Origin of the sequence: Bradyrhizobium sp. USDA 4538 (assembly GCF_024171045.1) — a bacterium.
GTDB lineage: Bacteria > Pseudomonadota > Alphaproteobacteria > Rhizobiales > Xanthobacteraceae > Bradyrhizobium > Bradyrhizobium australafricanum.
Map to the genome: position 1 here is coordinate 7,653,674 of NZ_JALJZE010000001.1, position 14,608 is coordinate 7,668,281.

A 14,608-nucleotide genomic window follows, 5' to 3' on the forward strand; every position below is an offset into this window, starting at 1 on the left:
CATGAGCAAGATCATCGTCGATGGCAAAGAGATCGATGTGCCGCCGGAGTACACGCTGCTGCAGGCATGCGAGGCGGCCGGCGCAGAGATTCCGCGCTTCTGCTATCACGAGCGACTGTCGATCGCCGGCAATTGCCGGATGTGCCTGGTCGAGGTGAAGGGCGGCCCGAAGCCGGTCGCGAGCTGCGCCTGGGCCGTGCGCGACTGCCGTCCGGGCCCGAAGGGCGAGCCGCCGGAGATCTCGACCCGTTCGCCGATGGTGAAGAAGGCGCGCGAAGGCGTAATGGAGTTCCTGCTGATCAACCATCCGCTCGACTGCCCGATCTGCGACCAGGGCGGCGAGTGCGACCTGCAGGACCAGGCGATGGGCTACGGCGTCGACACCAGCCGTTTCGCCGAGAACAAGCGCGCGGTCGAGGACAAGTATCTCGGCGCGCTGGTCAAGACCTCGATGAACCGCTGCATCCAGTGCACGCGCTGCGTCCGCTTCTCCGCCGAAGTCTGCGGCGCGCCGGAAATGGGCGCGACCGGCCGCGGCGAGGACATGGAGATCACCACCTATCTGGAGCAGGCGCTGAGCTCGGAGCTGCAGGGCAACCTGGTCGACATCTGTCCGGTCGGCGCGTTGACCTCGAAACCTTACGCCTTCGCGGCGCGGCCCTGGGAGCTCGGCAAGACGCAGTCGGTTGACGTCATGGACGGCGTGGGATCTGCGATCCGCGTCGACACTCGCGGCCGCGAGGTGATGCGCATCCTGCCGCGCATCAACGAGGCGGTGAACGAGGAGTGGATCTCCGACAAGACCCGCCACATCGTCGACGGCCTGCGTACGCAGCGCCTCGACCGGCCCTATGTGCGCGAGAACGGCCAGCTCCGGCCGGCGACCTGGCAGGAAGCCTTCGCCGCCATCGCCGCCAAGGCCAGCCGCAGCGACGGCAAGCGGATCGGCGCGATCGCCGGCGATCTGGCCGCGGTCGACGAAATGTATGCGCTGAAGGAAATGCTCGCGAAGTTCGGCTCGGTCAATCTCGCCGTGCAGGGCGGCGATGCGTTCGACGCCAAGGCCGGCCGCGGCTCCTACATCTTCAATCCGACCATTGCCGGCATCGACCAGGCCGACGCGATCCTGATCATCGGCTCGCATCCGCGCAAGGAAGCCGCCGTGCTGAACGCGCGGATCCGCAAGCGCTGGCGCACCGGCGGCCTCAAGGTCGGCATGATCGGCGCCAAGGCCGATTTCACCTATGACCACGACTATCTCGGCGCGGGCACCGATACGCTCGCCGACCTCGTGGCGGGCAAGCACTCCTTCGCCGACGTGCTGAAGAATGCGCAGCACCCGATCATCCTGGTCGGCGCCGGCGCCTACACCAGGCATGACGGCGCTGCGGTGCTGGCGCAGGCCGCCAAGCTCGCCGTTAATGTCGGCGCGCTGAAGGACGGCTGGAACGGCTTTGCCGTGTTGCAGGATACCGCCTCGCGCGCCGGCGCGCTCGATATCGGCTTCTCGCCGGCGGCCGGTGGCCTGACCGCGGCGCAGATGACGACCTTCGGCACGCTCGACGTGCTGTTCCTGCTCGGCGCCGACGAGATCAAGGTGCCGGACGGCACCTTCGTGGTCTATATCGGCACCCATGGCGACCAGGGCGCGCATCGCGCCGACGTCATCCTGCCGGGCGCGGCCTATACCGAGAAGTCCGGCATCTACGTCAACACCGAAGGCCGGGCGCAGATCGCCAACCGCGCCGCATTCCCGCCGGGCGAGGCCCGCGAGGACTGGGCGATCATCCGCGCGCTGTCCGACGTGCTCGGCAAGAAGCTGCCGTTCGACTCGCTGCAGGCGCTGCGTCAAGCTATGTTCAAGGCCTACCCGCATCTGATGCGGCTCGACCAGATCGAGGCCGGCAAGCCCGACGACGTCAAGGCGCTGGCAGGCAAGGGCGGCAGCGTCGACAAGGCGGCATTCAAGCCGACCGTCGAGGACTTCTATCTGACCAACCCGATCGCGCGGGCCTCTGCCGTGATGGCGGAGTGCTCGCGGCTGGCGTCGGGCCGAATGCTGACGGCAGCGGAGTGAGCGTGACCTGATGGCTGAATTCTTCGCAAGCTCGTTCTGGACCGGCTTCCTCTGGCCGCTGATCATCATGGTCGCGGAGAGCCTGTTGCTGCTGGTCGTGCTCCTGATCGCGATCGCCTACATCCTGCTCGCCGACCGCAAGATCTGGGCGGCGGTGCAGATCCGCCGCGGCCCCAACGTGGTCGGGCCGTTCGGATTGCTGCAATCCTTCGCGGACCTCCTGAAATTCGTGCTGAAGGAGCCGGTGATTCCGTCCGGCTCCAACAAGGGCGTGTTCCTGCTGGCGCCGCTGGTGTCGTGCATCCTGGCGCTGGCCGCCTGGGCGGTGATCCCGTTCGATCTCGGCTGGGTGATCTCCGACATCAATGTCGGCGTTCTCTACATCTTCGCGATCTCGTCGCTGTCGATCTACGGCATCATCATGGCCGGCTGGTCGTCGAACTCGAAGTATCCGTTCCTGGCCGCCCTGCGCTCGGCGGCGCAGATGGTGTCCTACGAGGTCTCGATCGGCTTCGTCATCATCACCGTGCTGCTCTGCGTCGGCTCGCTGAACCTGTCGGCGGTGGTCGAGGCGCAGAACACCCGCGGGCTTGCGCACCTGATCGGCCTGCCGCAGCTCACCATCCTGAACTGGTATGTGTGGCCGCTGTTCCCGATGTTCGTCGTGTTCTACGTCTCGGCGCTCGCGGAAACCAATCGTCCGCCGTTCGACCTGGTCGAGGCCGAATCCGAACTGGTCGCCGGCTTCATGACCGAATACGGCTCGACCCCGTATCTTTTGTTCATGCTCGGCGAGTATGTCGCGATCACCACGATGTGCGCGCTGGCGTCGATCCTGTTCCTGGGCGGCTGGCTGCCGCCGGTCAATCTGCCGCCGTTCACCTGGATTCCGGGCATCGTCTGGTTCGCCCTGAAGGTGTTCTTCATGTTCTTCATGTTCGCGATGGCGAAGGCGATCGTGCCGCGCTACCGCTACGATCAACTGATGCGGCTCGGCTGGAAGGTGTTCCTGCCGCTGTCGCTGGCGATGGTGGTGATCGTGGCCGGCGTGCTGCAGTTCGCCGGCATCGCGCCGAAGTGAGGCCTTCATGAGTGTCAATGTCAACGCAACAGCCCGCTCGCTTCTGCTGTCGGAATTCGTCTCGGCGTTCTTCCTGGCGATGCGCTATTTCTTCCAGCCGAAGCCGACCCTGAACTATCCCTTCGAGAAGGGTCCGATCTCGCCGCGCTTCCGCGGCGAGCACGCGCTGCGCCGCTATCCGAACGGCGAGGAACGCTGCATCGCCTGCAAGCTGTGCGAGGCGATCTGCCCGGCGCAGGCGATCACGATCGAGGCCGGCCCGCGCCGCAACGACGGCACCCGCCGCACGGTGCGTTACGACATCGACATGGTGAAGTGCATCTATTGCGGCCTGTGCCAGGAGGCATGCCCGGTGGACGCCATCGTCGAGGGACCGAATTTCGAATTCGCGACCGAGACCCGCGAGGAACTGTACTATGACAAGGCCAAGCTGCTCGCCAATGGCGACCGCTGGGAGCGCGAGATCGCGAAGTCGATCGCGCTCGACGCGCCGTACCGGTGAGGTGAGGGCATGATCCTTCCGGCGCTGTTCTTCTACCTGTTTGCTGCGGCCTGCGTGGCCTCGGCGGTCATGGTGATTGTCTCGCGCAATCCCGTGCACTCCGTGCTGTTCCTGATCCTGGCCTTCGTCAACGCGGCCGGGCTGTTCATCCTGATGGGCGCCGAGTTCCTCGGGATGATGCTGATCGTGGTCTATGTCGGCGCCGTCGCGGTGCTGTTCCTGTTCGTGATCATGATGCTCGACGTCGACTTCGTCGAGCTGCGCGAGGGCTTCATCCAGTATCTGCCGATTGGCATCGTGATCGGCGGCATCTTCATGTTCGAGCTGCTGCTCGTGGTCGGCGCCTGGGTGATCAACCCGGCCGTGACCAAGACGATCACCGCGGCGATCCCGACCAATGTCAGCAACACCGAGGCGCTCGGCCTCGTGCTCTATACGAAGTATATCCATTACTTCCAGCTCGCCGGCATGGTGCTGCTGGTTGCGATGATCGGCGCCATCGTGCTGACGCTGCGCCACAAGGCCAAGGTCAAGCGGCAGAACATCAACGTGCAGAACGCGCGCACGCCCGAGATGGCGATGGCGATGCGCAAGGTGGCGTCGGGGCAGGGCCTGCAGGATGCCGACGCGGCGGAGTGGGTGAAATGACGATCGGGCTCGGACACTATCTCGCGGTCGCCGCGATCCTGTTCACGCTCGGGATCCTCGGCATCTTCCTCAACCGCAAGAACATCATCGTCATCCTGATGTCGATCGAGTTGATCCTGCTGTCGGTCAACATCAACCTTGTGGCGTTCTCGACCTTCCTCGGCGACATCGTCGGCCAGGTGTTCGCGCTCTTGGTGCTGACGGTGGCCGCCGCCGAGGCTGCGATCGGTCTCGCCGTGCTGGTGGTGTATTTCCGCAACCGCGGTTCGATCGCGGTTGAAGACGTCAATCTGATGAAGGGCTAGGCGCAGTTATGGTTCAGGCAATCGTATTCCTGCCTCTGCTGGGCGCCATCCTCGCAGGCATTATCTCGCTGGTCGGTGCCCATGCGCGCTGCCCGAGCGGCGATACCGTCGACCATCACGACGATGCGCATGGCGACGCCCATGCCTCCGCCGCCCATGACGATCACGGCCATGATGACCATGGCCATGACGATCACCATGTCTCCGAGCCGGCGGCCGCCGGCTCGCGCCTTGCCGAGCTGATCACCACGGGCCTCTTGTTCGTGTCGGCGGCGCTGTCGTGGTTCACGCTGGTCGATGTCGGCTTCATGCACCATGACGCGCGCGTCGTGCTGCTGCCCTGGATCAACTCGGGCGACCTGCAGGTGGCCTGGACGCTGCGGGTCGACACCCTGACCGCGGTGATGCTGGTCGTGGTCAACACGGTGTCCGCGCTCGTCCACCTCTATTCCATCGGCTACATGGACGAGGATCCGAACCGGCCGCGCTTCTTCGGCTATCTCTCGCTGTTCACCTTCGCGATGTTGATGCTGGTGACGTCGGACAACCTCGTTCAGCTGTTCTTCGGCTGGGAGGGCGTCGGCCTCGCGAGCTACTTGCTGATCGGGTTCTGGTACCAGAAGCCGTCGGCCAATGCCGCGGCGATCAAGGCCTTCGTGGTCAACCGCGTCGGCGACTTCGGCTTCGCGCTCGGCATCTTCGCGATCTACGCGCTGGTCGGCTCGACCGATTTCGAGACCATCTTCCATGCCGCGCCCGGTCTGACCGGCAAGACCATCAACTTCTTCGGCTGGCAGGCCGACGCGCTGACCTTGACCTGCCTGTTGCTGTTCATGGGCGCGATGGGCAAGTCGGCCCAGTTCCTGCTGCACACCTGGTTGCCGGACGCGATGGAAGGTCCGACCCCGGTGTCGGCACTGATCCATGCCGCGACCATGGTCACCGCCGGCGTGTTCATGGTGGCGCGGCTGTCGCCGCTGTTCGAGCTGTCGCCGACCGCGCAGGCGGTGGTGATGTTCTTCGGCGCGACCACGGCGTTCTTCGCCGCCACGATCGGCCTCGTGCAGAACGACATCAAGCGCATCGTCGCGTATTCGACCTGTTCGCAGCTCGGCTACATGTTCGTGGCGATGGGAGCGGGGGCCTATTCGGTCGGCATGTTCCATTTGTTCACGCACGCCTTCTTCAAGGCGCTGCTGTTCTTAGGGTCAGGCTCGGTGATCTACGCGATGCACCACGAGCAGGACATCCGCAACATGGGCGGGCTGTGGCGCAAGATCCCGTACACTTTCGCGGTGATGTGCATCGGCACCCTGGCGCTGACCGGCTTCCCGCTGTTCGCCGGCTACTTCTCCAAGGACGCGATCATCGAGGCGGCCTATGCGGCGCATAACCCGTTCGCGACCTACGCCTATCTCTTGACCATCGTGGCCGCCGGCCTGACCTCGTTCTACTCTTGGCGTTTGATCTTCAAGACGTTCTTCGGCGAGCCGCACGACCAGAAGCACTACGAGGCGGCGCATGAGAGCCCGGTGTGGATGTTGGTGCCGATCGGCGTGCTCGCCGCCGGCTCGATCCTGGCGGGCCTGCCGTTCAAGGAGCTGTTCGTCAACCCGCACGGCGTGGAAGAGTTCTTCCGCGAGTCCGTGAAGATGAACCCGCACATCCTCGAGGACATGGAGCACATGCCGGGCTGGCTTGCGCCGCTGCCCACCGTGATGATGGCGCTCGGCCTGTTCATCTCGTATCTGTTCTACATCCGCAGGCCGTACCTACCGGTCGAGCTCGCGCAGCAGCAGCCGATGCTGTACCAGTTCCTGCTCAACAAATGGTACTTCGACGAGCTGTACGACTGGATCTTCGTGCGCCCGGCGAAGTGGCTCGGCTACACGCTGTGGAAGAAGGGCGACGGCTTCATCATCGACGGCTTCGGTCCCGATGGCGTCTCCGCCCGCGTGCTCGACGTCACCCGCAACGTCGTGAAATTGCAGACCGGCTACCTCTATCACTACGCATTCGCGATGCTGATCGGGGCCGCCGGATTGATCACCTGGTTCATGTTCGGCTTGGGAGGCCAGTAGATGACAACCTGGCCCATCCTTTCGGTCACGACCTTCCTGCCGGCGGTCGGTGCGATCCTGGTCTATCTGCTGGCGCGGGGCGGTGACGAGACCGCGAGCCGCACGGCGCGCTGGATCGCGCTGTGGACCACGCTGATCACCTTCGCGATCTCGCTGATCCTGGTGGCGCGCTTCGATCCGGCCTCGACCGACTTCCAGTTCGTCGAGAAGGCGTCCTGGCTCGCCACCGGCATCACCTATCACATGGGCGTCGACGGCATCTCGCTGCCGCTGATCATCCTGACCACCGCGATCATGCCGCTCTGCATCATCGCGAGCTGGAAGTCGGTGACGCAGCGCGTCGGCGAATACATGATGGCGTTCCTGATCCTGGAAACGCTGATGGTCGGCACCTTCTCGGCGCTCGACCTCGTGCTGTTCTATTTGTTCTTCGAGGGCGGCCTGATCCCGATGTTCCTGATCATCGGCGTCTGGGGCGGCCCGCGCCGGGTCTATGCGTCGTTCAAGTTCTTCCTCTACACCTTCCTCGGCTCGGTCCTGATGCTGCTCGCCATCATGGCGCTGTACTGGAACGCCGGGACGACCGACATCCCGACCCTGATGCACACCGCGGTGCCGCGGTCGATGCAGACCTGGGCGTGGCTGGCCTTCTTCGCCTCGTTCGCGGTGAAGATGCCGATGTGGCCGGTGCACACATGGCTGCCGGACGCGCACGTCGAGGCGCCGACGGCGGGCTCGGTGATCCTGGCCGCGATCCTGCTGAAGATGGGCGGCTACGGCTTCCTGCGCTTCTCGCTGCCGATGTTCCCGCTGGCCTCGCACGACTTCGCGCCGTTCGTGTTCGTGCTGTCGGTCATCGCCATCATCTACACCTCGCTGGTGGCGATGATGCAGGAGGACATGAAGAAGCTGATCGCGTATTCGTCCGTCGCGCATATGGGCTTCGTCACCATGGGCATCTTCGCGGTGACGACGCAGGGCGTCGCCGGCGGCATGTTCCAGATGGTCTCGCACGGCATCGTCTCCGGCGCGCTGTTCCTTTGCGTCGGCGTCGTCTACGACCGCATGCACACCCGCGAGATCGCGGCCTATGGCGGTCTCGTCAACCGGATGCCGCTCTACGCGCTGACCTTCATGGTCTTCACCATGGCCAATGTCGGTCTGCCGGGCACCAGCGGATTCGTCGGCGAGTTCATGACGCTGCTCGGCACCTTCAAGATCTCGCTGCCGACGGCGTTCTTCGCCACCACCGGCGTGATCCTGTCGGCCTGCTACGCGCTCTGGCTCTACCGCAAGGTGGTGTTCGGGGCGCTGGTCAAGCCGTCGCTGATGTCGATCAAGGATCTCACCTTCCGCGAATGCGTGACGCTGTTCCCGCTGATCGCACTGACCATCCTGTTCGGCGTCTATCCGAAGCCGGTGCTCGACATGTCGGCGGCCTCGGTGCAGCAGCTCGTCAACAATTACCAAACCGCCGTGACTGCCGTGAAGGCAGCCGCGCTGACCGTCCAGTAAGGCCCTCGTCATGAGCTTTTCCAGTGCAGGTTATCAGTTGCAGCCGGTGCTGCCGGAGCTGGTGCTCGCGGTCGGCGCCATGGTGCTGTTGATGATCGGAGCCTATCGCGGGCAGGGGACGACGCGGCTCGTCACGGCGCTGGCGATCTGTCTCCTGGTGCTGACCGGCGTGCTGGAGCTCTGGTTGCCGGCCGGCAAGCTCGTGACCTTCGGCGGCAGCTTCATCGTCGATGATTTCGCGCGCTTCCTGAAGGTCCTCGCGCTGATCGCCTCGGCGGCAACCCTGATCCTGTCGACCGAGTACCTGTCACAGCCGTCGAGCCGCAACTTCGAGTTCTCGATCCTGGTGCTGCTGTCGACGCTCGGCATGATGGTGCTGATCTCGGCCGGCGACCTGATCTCGCTCTATCTCGGCCTCGAGCTGATGAGCCTTGCGCTCTACGTCGTCGCCGCCAGCCAGCGCGACAACGCCAAGTCGAGCGAGGCGGGCCTGAAGTATTTCGTGCTCGGCGCGCTGTCGTCGGGCATGCTGCTCTACGGCGCCTCGCTGATCTACGGCTTCACCGGCACGGTCAGCTTCGCCGGCATCGCGGCCGCCGCGACGACCGGCAGCATCGGCATCGTGTTCGGCCTGGTGTTCCTGCTCGCCGGCCTTTGCTTCAAGGTCTCGGCAGTGCCGTTCCACATGTGGACGCCGGACGTCTATGAGGGTGCGCCGACGCCGGTGACGGCGTTCTTCGCGTCCGCCCCGAAGGTCGCGGCCCTCGCGGTGTTCACCCGCGCGACGCTGACCGCGTTCCCGGGCATCGTCACCCAGTGGCAGCAGATCCTGGTGTTCGTGGCGATCGCCTCGATGGCGCTGGGCTCATTCGCGGCGATCGGCCAGACCAACATCAAGCGGCTGATGGCCTATTCCTCGATCGGCCATATGGGCTTTGCGCTGGTCGGCCTCGCCTCCGGCACGGTCGAGGGCGCCCAGGGCGTCCTGATCTACATCACGATCTATGTCGCGATGACGCTCGGTTCCTTCAGCATCATCCTGGCGATGAAGCGCAACGGCCAGGCGCTGGAGCAGATCAGCGATTTCGCCGGGCTGTCCCGCACCAACCCGTTGCTCGCCTTCATCTTCGCGATGCTGCTGTTCTCGCTGGCCGGCGTGCCGCCGCTCGCCGGGTTCTTCGGCAAGTGGTACGTGTTCGTCGCCGCGATCAAGGCCAATCTGTTCACGCTCGCCGTGATCGGCGTGCTGACCAGCGTGGTGGGTGCGTTCTACTATCTGTCGATCGTCAAGGTGATGTATTTCGACCAGCCGCTCGGCAAGCTCGACCCGGTCCGCGTCGAGCTGCGCACAGTGCTGGCGGTCGCCGGCATCTTCAACATCTTCTACTTCGCCTATCCGGGCCCGCTGGTGAGCGTGGCCACGGCGGCGGCCAAATCACTATTTTGAAGCGTGCAGTTCCGAAATCGGGATGCTGGCTTTCGGAACCAATCATGCGCATAACGCTGACATGACCTTCACGCTCGGGCCCCGGGCCATAGCGGCGGGCTACCGGCTCGCCGCCTTCGATCAGATCGGCTCGACCAATGCCGAGGCGATGCTGCGCGCCCGCGACGGCGAGCAGGGGCCGATGTGGTTCGTGACGCCGGAACAGACCGCTGGCCGCGGGCGGCGGCAGCGGGTCTGGGTCGCGCCGCGCGGCAATCTCGCCAGCACGATCCTCGAGGTGACGGACGTCCAGCCGGCGGTCGCCGCCACGCTCGGCTTTGCCGCCGGGCTGTCGCTCGAAGCCGCGCTGCGGAAGGTCAGCATCGAGGCGGCGCTGCGGCTCGGGCCGGACAGCCCGAAGTTCACCCTGAAATGGCCGAACGACGTGCTGGCCAACGGCAGGAAGCTCTCGGGCATCCTGCTTGAGGCCGAAGCCATCGGGAGCCGGCTGGCGGTCGTCGTCGGCATCGGCACCAATGTCGTCGCAGCACCAGAGGGGACGCCGACGCCGGCCGTATCGCTCGCGGCGCTCGGCATCCAGATCGGGGCGGAGGAGCTGTTTGCCGCGCTGTCGGACGCCTGGGTCGAGTTTCGCGGCATCTGGGACGACGGCCGCGGCTTCCCCGAGATCCGCAGGCTGTGGCTGGAGCGCGCGGCCGGGCTCGGCGAGAAGGTCGCGGTCCAGACCGGCTCGGCGACCCTTGAGGGCACGTTCGACACCATCGATGATACCGGCTGCCTGATCGTCCGCACCGCTGATGGCGAGCGCCTGTCCGTGACGGCGGGCGAGGTCTATTTCGGCACCGCAGCCTCGGTGAGGGCGAACTGATGGCGCGTCCCGACGAGCTCAGCTTTGCGCCGCTCGGCGGCGTCGGCGAGATCGGCATGAACCTGTCGATCTACGGCCTCGGCAACCGCCACCAGCGGTCCTTCCTCGCGGTCGATCTCGGCGTCTCCTTCGGCGACGAGGAGCATCTGCCGGGCATCGACCTGATCATGCCCGACGTCCGCTTCCTCGAGAAGGAGCGCAACAATCTGGTGGGCCTCGTGCTGACGCACGCCCATGAGGATCATTTCGGCGCCATCATCGATCTCTGGCCGAAGCTCGGCTGCAAGATCTACGCGACGCAATTCAGCGCGGCGCTGTTCGAGGCCAAATGCGCCGCCGAGCGCAACCCGCCAAAAATCCCGGTCACGGTGATCCCGTCGGGCGGGCGAGTCGATATCGGTCCGTTCAATGTCGAGTTCATCCCGGTCGCGCATTCGATTCCGGAATCGCACGCGCTGGCGATCAAGACCGATCTCGGCACCGTGCTGCATACCGGCGACTGGAAGATCGATCCGACCCCGATCATCGGCCAGCCGACCGACGAGCGGCGGCTGCGCGAGCTCGGCGATGAAGGCGTGCTGGCGCTGGTCGGCGATTCCACCAATGCGGTGCGCGACGGGCGCTCGCCGTCGGAGACCGAGGTCGCCGCCACAATCAAGAAGCTGGTCAAGGCGGCCAAGGGCCGGGTCGCGGTCACGACCTTCGCCTCCAATGTCGCCCGGGTGCGGGCGGTGGCGGACGCCGCCAACGCCGCCGACCGCGAGGTCGTCGTGGTCGGCCGTGCCATGGAGCGCGTGGTGCAGGTGGCGCGCGAATGCGGCTATCTCGATGGCTCGCATAAATTCCGCAGCGCCGACTATTACGGCCATTTCCCGGCCGACAAGGTGCTGGCGCTGTGCACCGGCAGCCAGGGCGAGCCGCGTGCGGCGCTGGCGCGGATCGCCAATGACGACCATCCGCAGGTCACCCTGAACAAGGGCGACACCGTGATCTTCTCCTCCCGCACCATTCCCGGCAACGAGAAGGCGGTCGGCTCGATCATCAACAACCTCGTCATGCAGGGCGTCGAGATCATCACCGACCGCGAGCATCTGGTGCACGTCTCCGGCCACCCGCGCCGCGACGAGCTGCGCGACATGATCTCCTGGGTGCGGCCGCAACTGCTGATCCCCGTCCATGGCGAGGCGCTGCATCTCGCCGAACACGCCAAGCTGGCGCGCGCCGCCGGCGTGCCCAAGGTCCTGACCTGCCGCAACGGCGACCTCGTCAAGCTCGGGCCCGGCGAGCCCGGCATCATCGGCGAGGTGCCGGCGGGGCGGCTCTACAAGGACGGAACCATCCTGGAGGACGCCAAGTCGCGCGCTGTGGTGGAGCGGCGGCGGATGGGCTTTGCCGGCTGCGCCTTCGTCGCCATCGCCATGACCGAGCAGGGCGAGCTCGTCGACGATCCCGAGGTTGATCTGGTCGGCATGCCGGAGAACAATGCGGCGGGCGAACTGCTCGACGACATCGTGTTCGATGTGGTGGTATCGACGATCGAGGGCCTGCCGAAGCCGCGGCGGCGCGATCCGGACGCGCTGGGGGAATCGGTGCGGCGCGCGGTGCGGGCGGCGCTGAACGAGCAATGGGGCAAGAAGCCGATCTGCGTCGTGCACGTTCTGACGGTTTGAGCCTAAGCATGATCCGGAAGAGTGCGAAGCGATTTTCCGAAAAGATCATGCTCAACTAAAGGGAGAGAGAGATGCTGGGCCGGCTCAATCACGTCGCGATCGCGGTCAAGGACGCCAAGCAGGCCGCGAAGATCTACGGCACTGCCTTCAATGCCGAGATTTCCGATGCGGTGCCGCTGCCGGAACACGGCGTGATCACCGTGTTCGTGACGCTGCCGAACACCAAGATCGAGTTCATCGAGCCGCTGGGCGAGACCTCGCCGATCGCGAAATTCGTCGAGCGCAATGCCGACGGCGGCATCCACCATGTCTGCTACGACGTGCCCGACATCATCGCGGCCCGTGACCGCATGATCGCCGAGGGTGCGCGGGTGCTGGGCGACGGCCAGCCGAAGATCGGCGCGCATGGCAAGCCGGTGCTGTTCTTCCACCCGAAGGACTTTTCCGGCGCCCTGGTCGAGATCGAACAGGCCTGAGGCCGCATGGCTTACCAAATCTCCACCGGACTTGCGATCTACTTCGTGCTTTGGTGGCTCGTGCTGTTCCTGACGCTGCCGTTCGGCGTGCGCAGCCAGCACGAGGACAATGTCGGCGCGCCCGGCACCGACCCCGGCGCGCCGATCCTGGCGCGGATGGGCCGCAAGCTGCTGTGGACCACACTGATTTCCGCCGTGATCTTCGCGATCGCGATGTGGGCCTATCATTCCGGCTATCTCTCGATCGAGCGGCTGTCGAAGCTGATGGGGATGCCGTTCTGATACGCAGTTTTCGTGGGATCAGAAGTAGCCCGCATGAGCGAAGCGACATGCGGGATCACTTTCCCGGGTATCGCTTCGCTCACCCGGGCTACGAACCGATGAGGATGCTGTCTTAGAAACTGATGCCAATGGAGTGGGGATCAACCTCGCCCTGGCAATGCGGAGGAGGCGACCACGATGAACCTGCAGTCCCAGCCGGGCTCCGGGCCGAGCGCATATCGAATCCTGCGGGAAGCCGATCTGCGGGCTTATCTCGCGGGACTGCCCGCCATCGTCGCGCAGCTCGGCGGCGCGCCGGCGGACTGGTCGATCAGCGAGGTCGGCGACGGCAATCTCAATCTCGTCTTCATCGTCAAGGGCGGAAGCGGCGGCCTCGCGGTCAAGCAGGCGCTGCCGTATGTGCGCCTCGTCGGCGAGAGCTGGCCGCTGCCGCTGTCGCGGGCGCATTACGAGCACATGGCGCTGGTGCATCAGGCGCGGCTGGCGCCGATGCTCGTGCCGGCGGTGCTGCATCATGATGCGCCGCTCGCGCTCACCGCGATGGAGCTGCTCGAGCCGCACATCATCATGCGCAAGGGCCTGATCGAGGCCACGTGGTACCCGCGCTTTGTCGAGGATATCTCAACCTTCCTGGCGCAAACGCTGTTCTTCACGTCCGACCTTGCGTTGTCGGCCGCGGAGAAGAAGCAGGGCATCGCCGATTTCGCCGGCAACCACGCGCTCTGCAAGATCACAGAAGACCTGATCTTCACCGATCCCTACCGCATCGCCGAGCAGAACCGCTGGACCGCGCCGTATCTCGACGCCATGGCGGCGGCGTTCCGCGAGGACCTCGACCTGCATGTCGCGATCTCCAGGCTGAAGCTGAAATTCATGGCGAGCCCGCAGGCGCTGCTGCACGGCGATCTGCATACCGGCTCGATCATGGTTACAGACAGCGAGACCAGGGTAATCGATCCCGAGTTCGCCTTCTACGGCCCGATGGGCTTCGACATCGGCGCCGTCATCGGCAACCTCCTGATGGCCTATCTGGCCTCCGCCGGTCACGAGCGCACGCCGGGCGAGCGCGCCTCGTTCGAGGCCTGGCTACTCGCGACCATGGAGGGCGTCTGGAGCGAGTTTTCCCGAAAGTTCTTGGCGCTGTGGCGCAGCGAGGCGAACGGCGACGGCTATCCGGTGTCGCTGTTTACCGGCGAGGCAGGTGCCGCGCGGTTGGAGGCAGAACGGCAGGCGTACATGGCGCGGCTGTTCGAGGACACCGTCGGCTTCGCCGCGGCCAAGACCATCCGGCGCATCCTTGGTCTCGCGCACAACATCGACTTCGAGTGGATCGCCGACGAGAAGCAGCGCGCGATCTGCGAGGCGCGGGCCCTCAAGCTCGCCCGCAATATGATGCTGGAGGCGCCGTCCTACACGACGATCGGCGCGGTCACCTACGCCGCCCGCGAGCTGCGCCACTGGCAGCCCGGTTTTGCGAGGTAGCCGGGAAGCGTAGGATGGGTGGAGCGAAGCGGTACCCATCATTCTGACCGCGATAAGAGTTGATGGGTTTCGCTTCGCTCTACTCGTCCTACGCAGCGCGGCTTTCCCTGCGCCCTCTTCAAACGCGAGGGCGGAACGAACAGCAAGCTCGGACAAATCATGTCGCGAGAATGC

General features: G+C 65.2%; 13 protein-coding genes. All 13 read left to right on the forward strand.

Annotation, left to right across the window (positions count from 1 at the left end; genetic code table 11):
- Window position 1 precedes the first annotated feature (1 nt).
- The 13 genes from nuoG to mtnK all read left to right on the forward strand — a co-directional run bounded on the left by nuoG (window position 2) and on the right by mtnK (window position 14,434).
- On the forward strand, window positions 2-2,077 hold the full coding sequence (gene nuoG / locus J2R78_RS35155; RefSeq protein ID WP_253608459.1) for an NADH-quinone oxidoreductase subunit NuoG: 2,076 nt from the start codon (window positions 2-4) through the stop codon (window positions 2,075-2,077).
- A gap of 10 nt (window positions 2,078-2,087) precedes the next feature.
- Entirely contained in the window at window positions 2,088-3,158 is a 1,071-nt protein-coding gene (gene nuoH, locus J2R78_RS35160; RefSeq protein ID WP_018271855.1) for an NADH-quinone oxidoreductase subunit NuoH, read from the forward strand.
- 7 nt (window positions 3,159-3,165) lie between these two features.
- Window positions 3,166-3,660, forward strand: a complete 495-nt coding sequence (gene nuoI / locus J2R78_RS35165) for an NADH-quinone oxidoreductase subunit NuoI (protein ID WP_018271854.1) — start codon at window positions 3,166-3,168, stop codon at window positions 3,658-3,660.
- A 9-nt stretch (window positions 3,661-3,669) separates the two neighbouring features.
- The gene (locus J2R78_RS35170; RefSeq protein ID WP_028333975.1) at window positions 3,670-4,308 is read left to right on the forward strand and encodes an NADH-quinone oxidoreductase subunit J; all 639 of its coding nucleotides are present in this window, start codon (window positions 3,670-3,672) and stop codon (window positions 4,306-4,308) included.
- The gene (nuoK, locus tag J2R78_RS35175) at window positions 4,305-4,613 is read left to right on the forward strand and encodes an NADH-quinone oxidoreductase subunit NuoK (RefSeq protein WP_016841823.1); all 309 of its coding nucleotides are present in this window, start codon (window positions 4,305-4,307) and stop codon (window positions 4,611-4,613) included. The genes J2R78_RS35170 and nuoK overlap by 4 nt, the downstream gene beginning before the upstream one ends.
- Before the next feature lie 8 nt (window positions 4,614-4,621).
- Window positions 4,622-6,694: an NADH-quinone oxidoreductase subunit L gene (gene nuoL, locus J2R78_RS35180; protein WP_057016474.1), complete on the forward strand. Its 2,073-nt coding sequence runs from the start codon at window positions 4,622-4,624 to the stop codon at window positions 6,692-6,694.
- A complete protein-coding gene (locus J2R78_RS35185) occupies window positions 6,695-8,209 on the forward strand; it encodes an NADH-quinone oxidoreductase subunit M (protein WP_016841819.1) in 1,515 nt (504 codons plus the stop codon).
- Window positions 8,210-8,219: 10 nt separating this feature from the next.
- Complete coding sequence (gene nuoN / locus J2R78_RS35190; RefSeq protein ID WP_057016475.1) at window positions 8,220-9,656, forward strand: NADH-quinone oxidoreductase subunit NuoN; 1,437 nt, start codon at window positions 8,220-8,222, stop codon at window positions 9,654-9,656.
- A 61-nt stretch (window positions 9,657-9,717) separates the two neighbouring features.
- Window positions 9,718-10,524, forward strand: coding sequence for a biotin--[acetyl-CoA-carboxylase] ligase (locus J2R78_RS35195; RefSeq protein WP_253610004.1), 807 nt, complete (start codon window positions 9,718-9,720; stop codon window positions 10,522-10,524).
- Window positions 10,524-12,194, forward strand: a complete 1,671-nt coding sequence (locus tag J2R78_RS35200; protein WP_253608460.1) for a ribonuclease J — start codon at window positions 10,524-10,526, stop codon at window positions 12,192-12,194. Before J2R78_RS35195 ends, J2R78_RS35200 begins: the two co-directional genes overlap by 1 nt.
- Window positions 12,195-12,265: 71 nt before the next feature.
- Window positions 12,266-12,670, forward strand: coding sequence for a methylmalonyl-CoA epimerase (gene mce / locus J2R78_RS35205; protein WP_057016476.1), 405 nt, complete (start codon window positions 12,266-12,268; stop codon window positions 12,668-12,670).
- Window positions 12,671-12,676: 6 nt separating this feature from the next.
- On the forward strand, window positions 12,677-12,952 hold the full coding sequence (locus J2R78_RS35210) for a DUF1467 family protein (protein WP_057016477.1): 276 nt from the start codon (window positions 12,677-12,679) through the stop codon (window positions 12,950-12,952).
- A gap of 177 nt (window positions 12,953-13,129) precedes the next feature.
- Window positions 13,130-14,434, forward strand: coding sequence for an S-methyl-5-thioribose kinase (gene mtnK, locus J2R78_RS35215; RefSeq protein WP_253608461.1), 1,305 nt, complete (start codon window positions 13,130-13,132; stop codon window positions 14,432-14,434).
- The last annotated feature ends 174 nt before the right edge of the window (window positions 14,435-14,608 follow it).

Coding starts and splice junctions, on each gene's coding strand:
- nuoG (WP_253608459.1), top strand. CDS start 2: ATGAGCAAGATCATCGTCGATGGCAAAGAGATCGATGTGCCGCCGGAG.
- nuoH (WP_018271855.1), top strand. CDS start 2,088: ATGGCTGAATTCTTCGCAAGCTCGTTCTGGACCGGCTTCCTCTGGCCG.
- nuoI (WP_018271854.1), top strand. CDS start 3,166: ATGAGTGTCAATGTCAACGCAACAGCCCGCTCGCTTCTGCTGTCGGAA.
- J2R78_RS35170 (WP_028333975.1), top strand. CDS start 3,670: ATGATCCTTCCGGCGCTGTTCTTCTACCTGTTTGCTGCGGCCTGCGTG.
- nuoK (WP_016841823.1), top strand. CDS start 4,305: ATGACGATCGGGCTCGGACACTATCTCGCGGTCGCCGCGATCCTGTTC.
- nuoL (WP_057016474.1), top strand. CDS start 4,622: ATGGTTCAGGCAATCGTATTCCTGCCTCTGCTGGGCGCCATCCTCGCA.
- J2R78_RS35185 (WP_016841819.1), top strand. CDS start 6,695: ATGACAACCTGGCCCATCCTTTCGGTCACGACCTTCCTGCCGGCGGTC.
- nuoN (WP_057016475.1), top strand. CDS start 8,220: ATGAGCTTTTCCAGTGCAGGTTATCAGTTGCAGCCGGTGCTGCCGGAG.
- J2R78_RS35195 (WP_253610004.1), top strand. CDS start 9,718: ATGACCTTCACGCTCGGGCCCCGGGCCATAGCGGCGGGCTACCGGCTC.
- J2R78_RS35200 (WP_253608460.1), top strand. CDS start 10,524: ATGGCGCGTCCCGACGAGCTCAGCTTTGCGCCGCTCGGCGGCGTCGGC.
- mce (WP_057016476.1), top strand. CDS start 12,266: ATGCTGGGCCGGCTCAATCACGTCGCGATCGCGGTCAAGGACGCCAAG.
- J2R78_RS35210 (WP_057016477.1), top strand. CDS start 12,677: ATGGCTTACCAAATCTCCACCGGACTTGCGATCTACTTCGTGCTTTGG.
- mtnK (WP_253608461.1), top strand. CDS start 13,130: ATGAACCTGCAGTCCCAGCCGGGCTCCGGGCCGAGCGCATATCGAATC.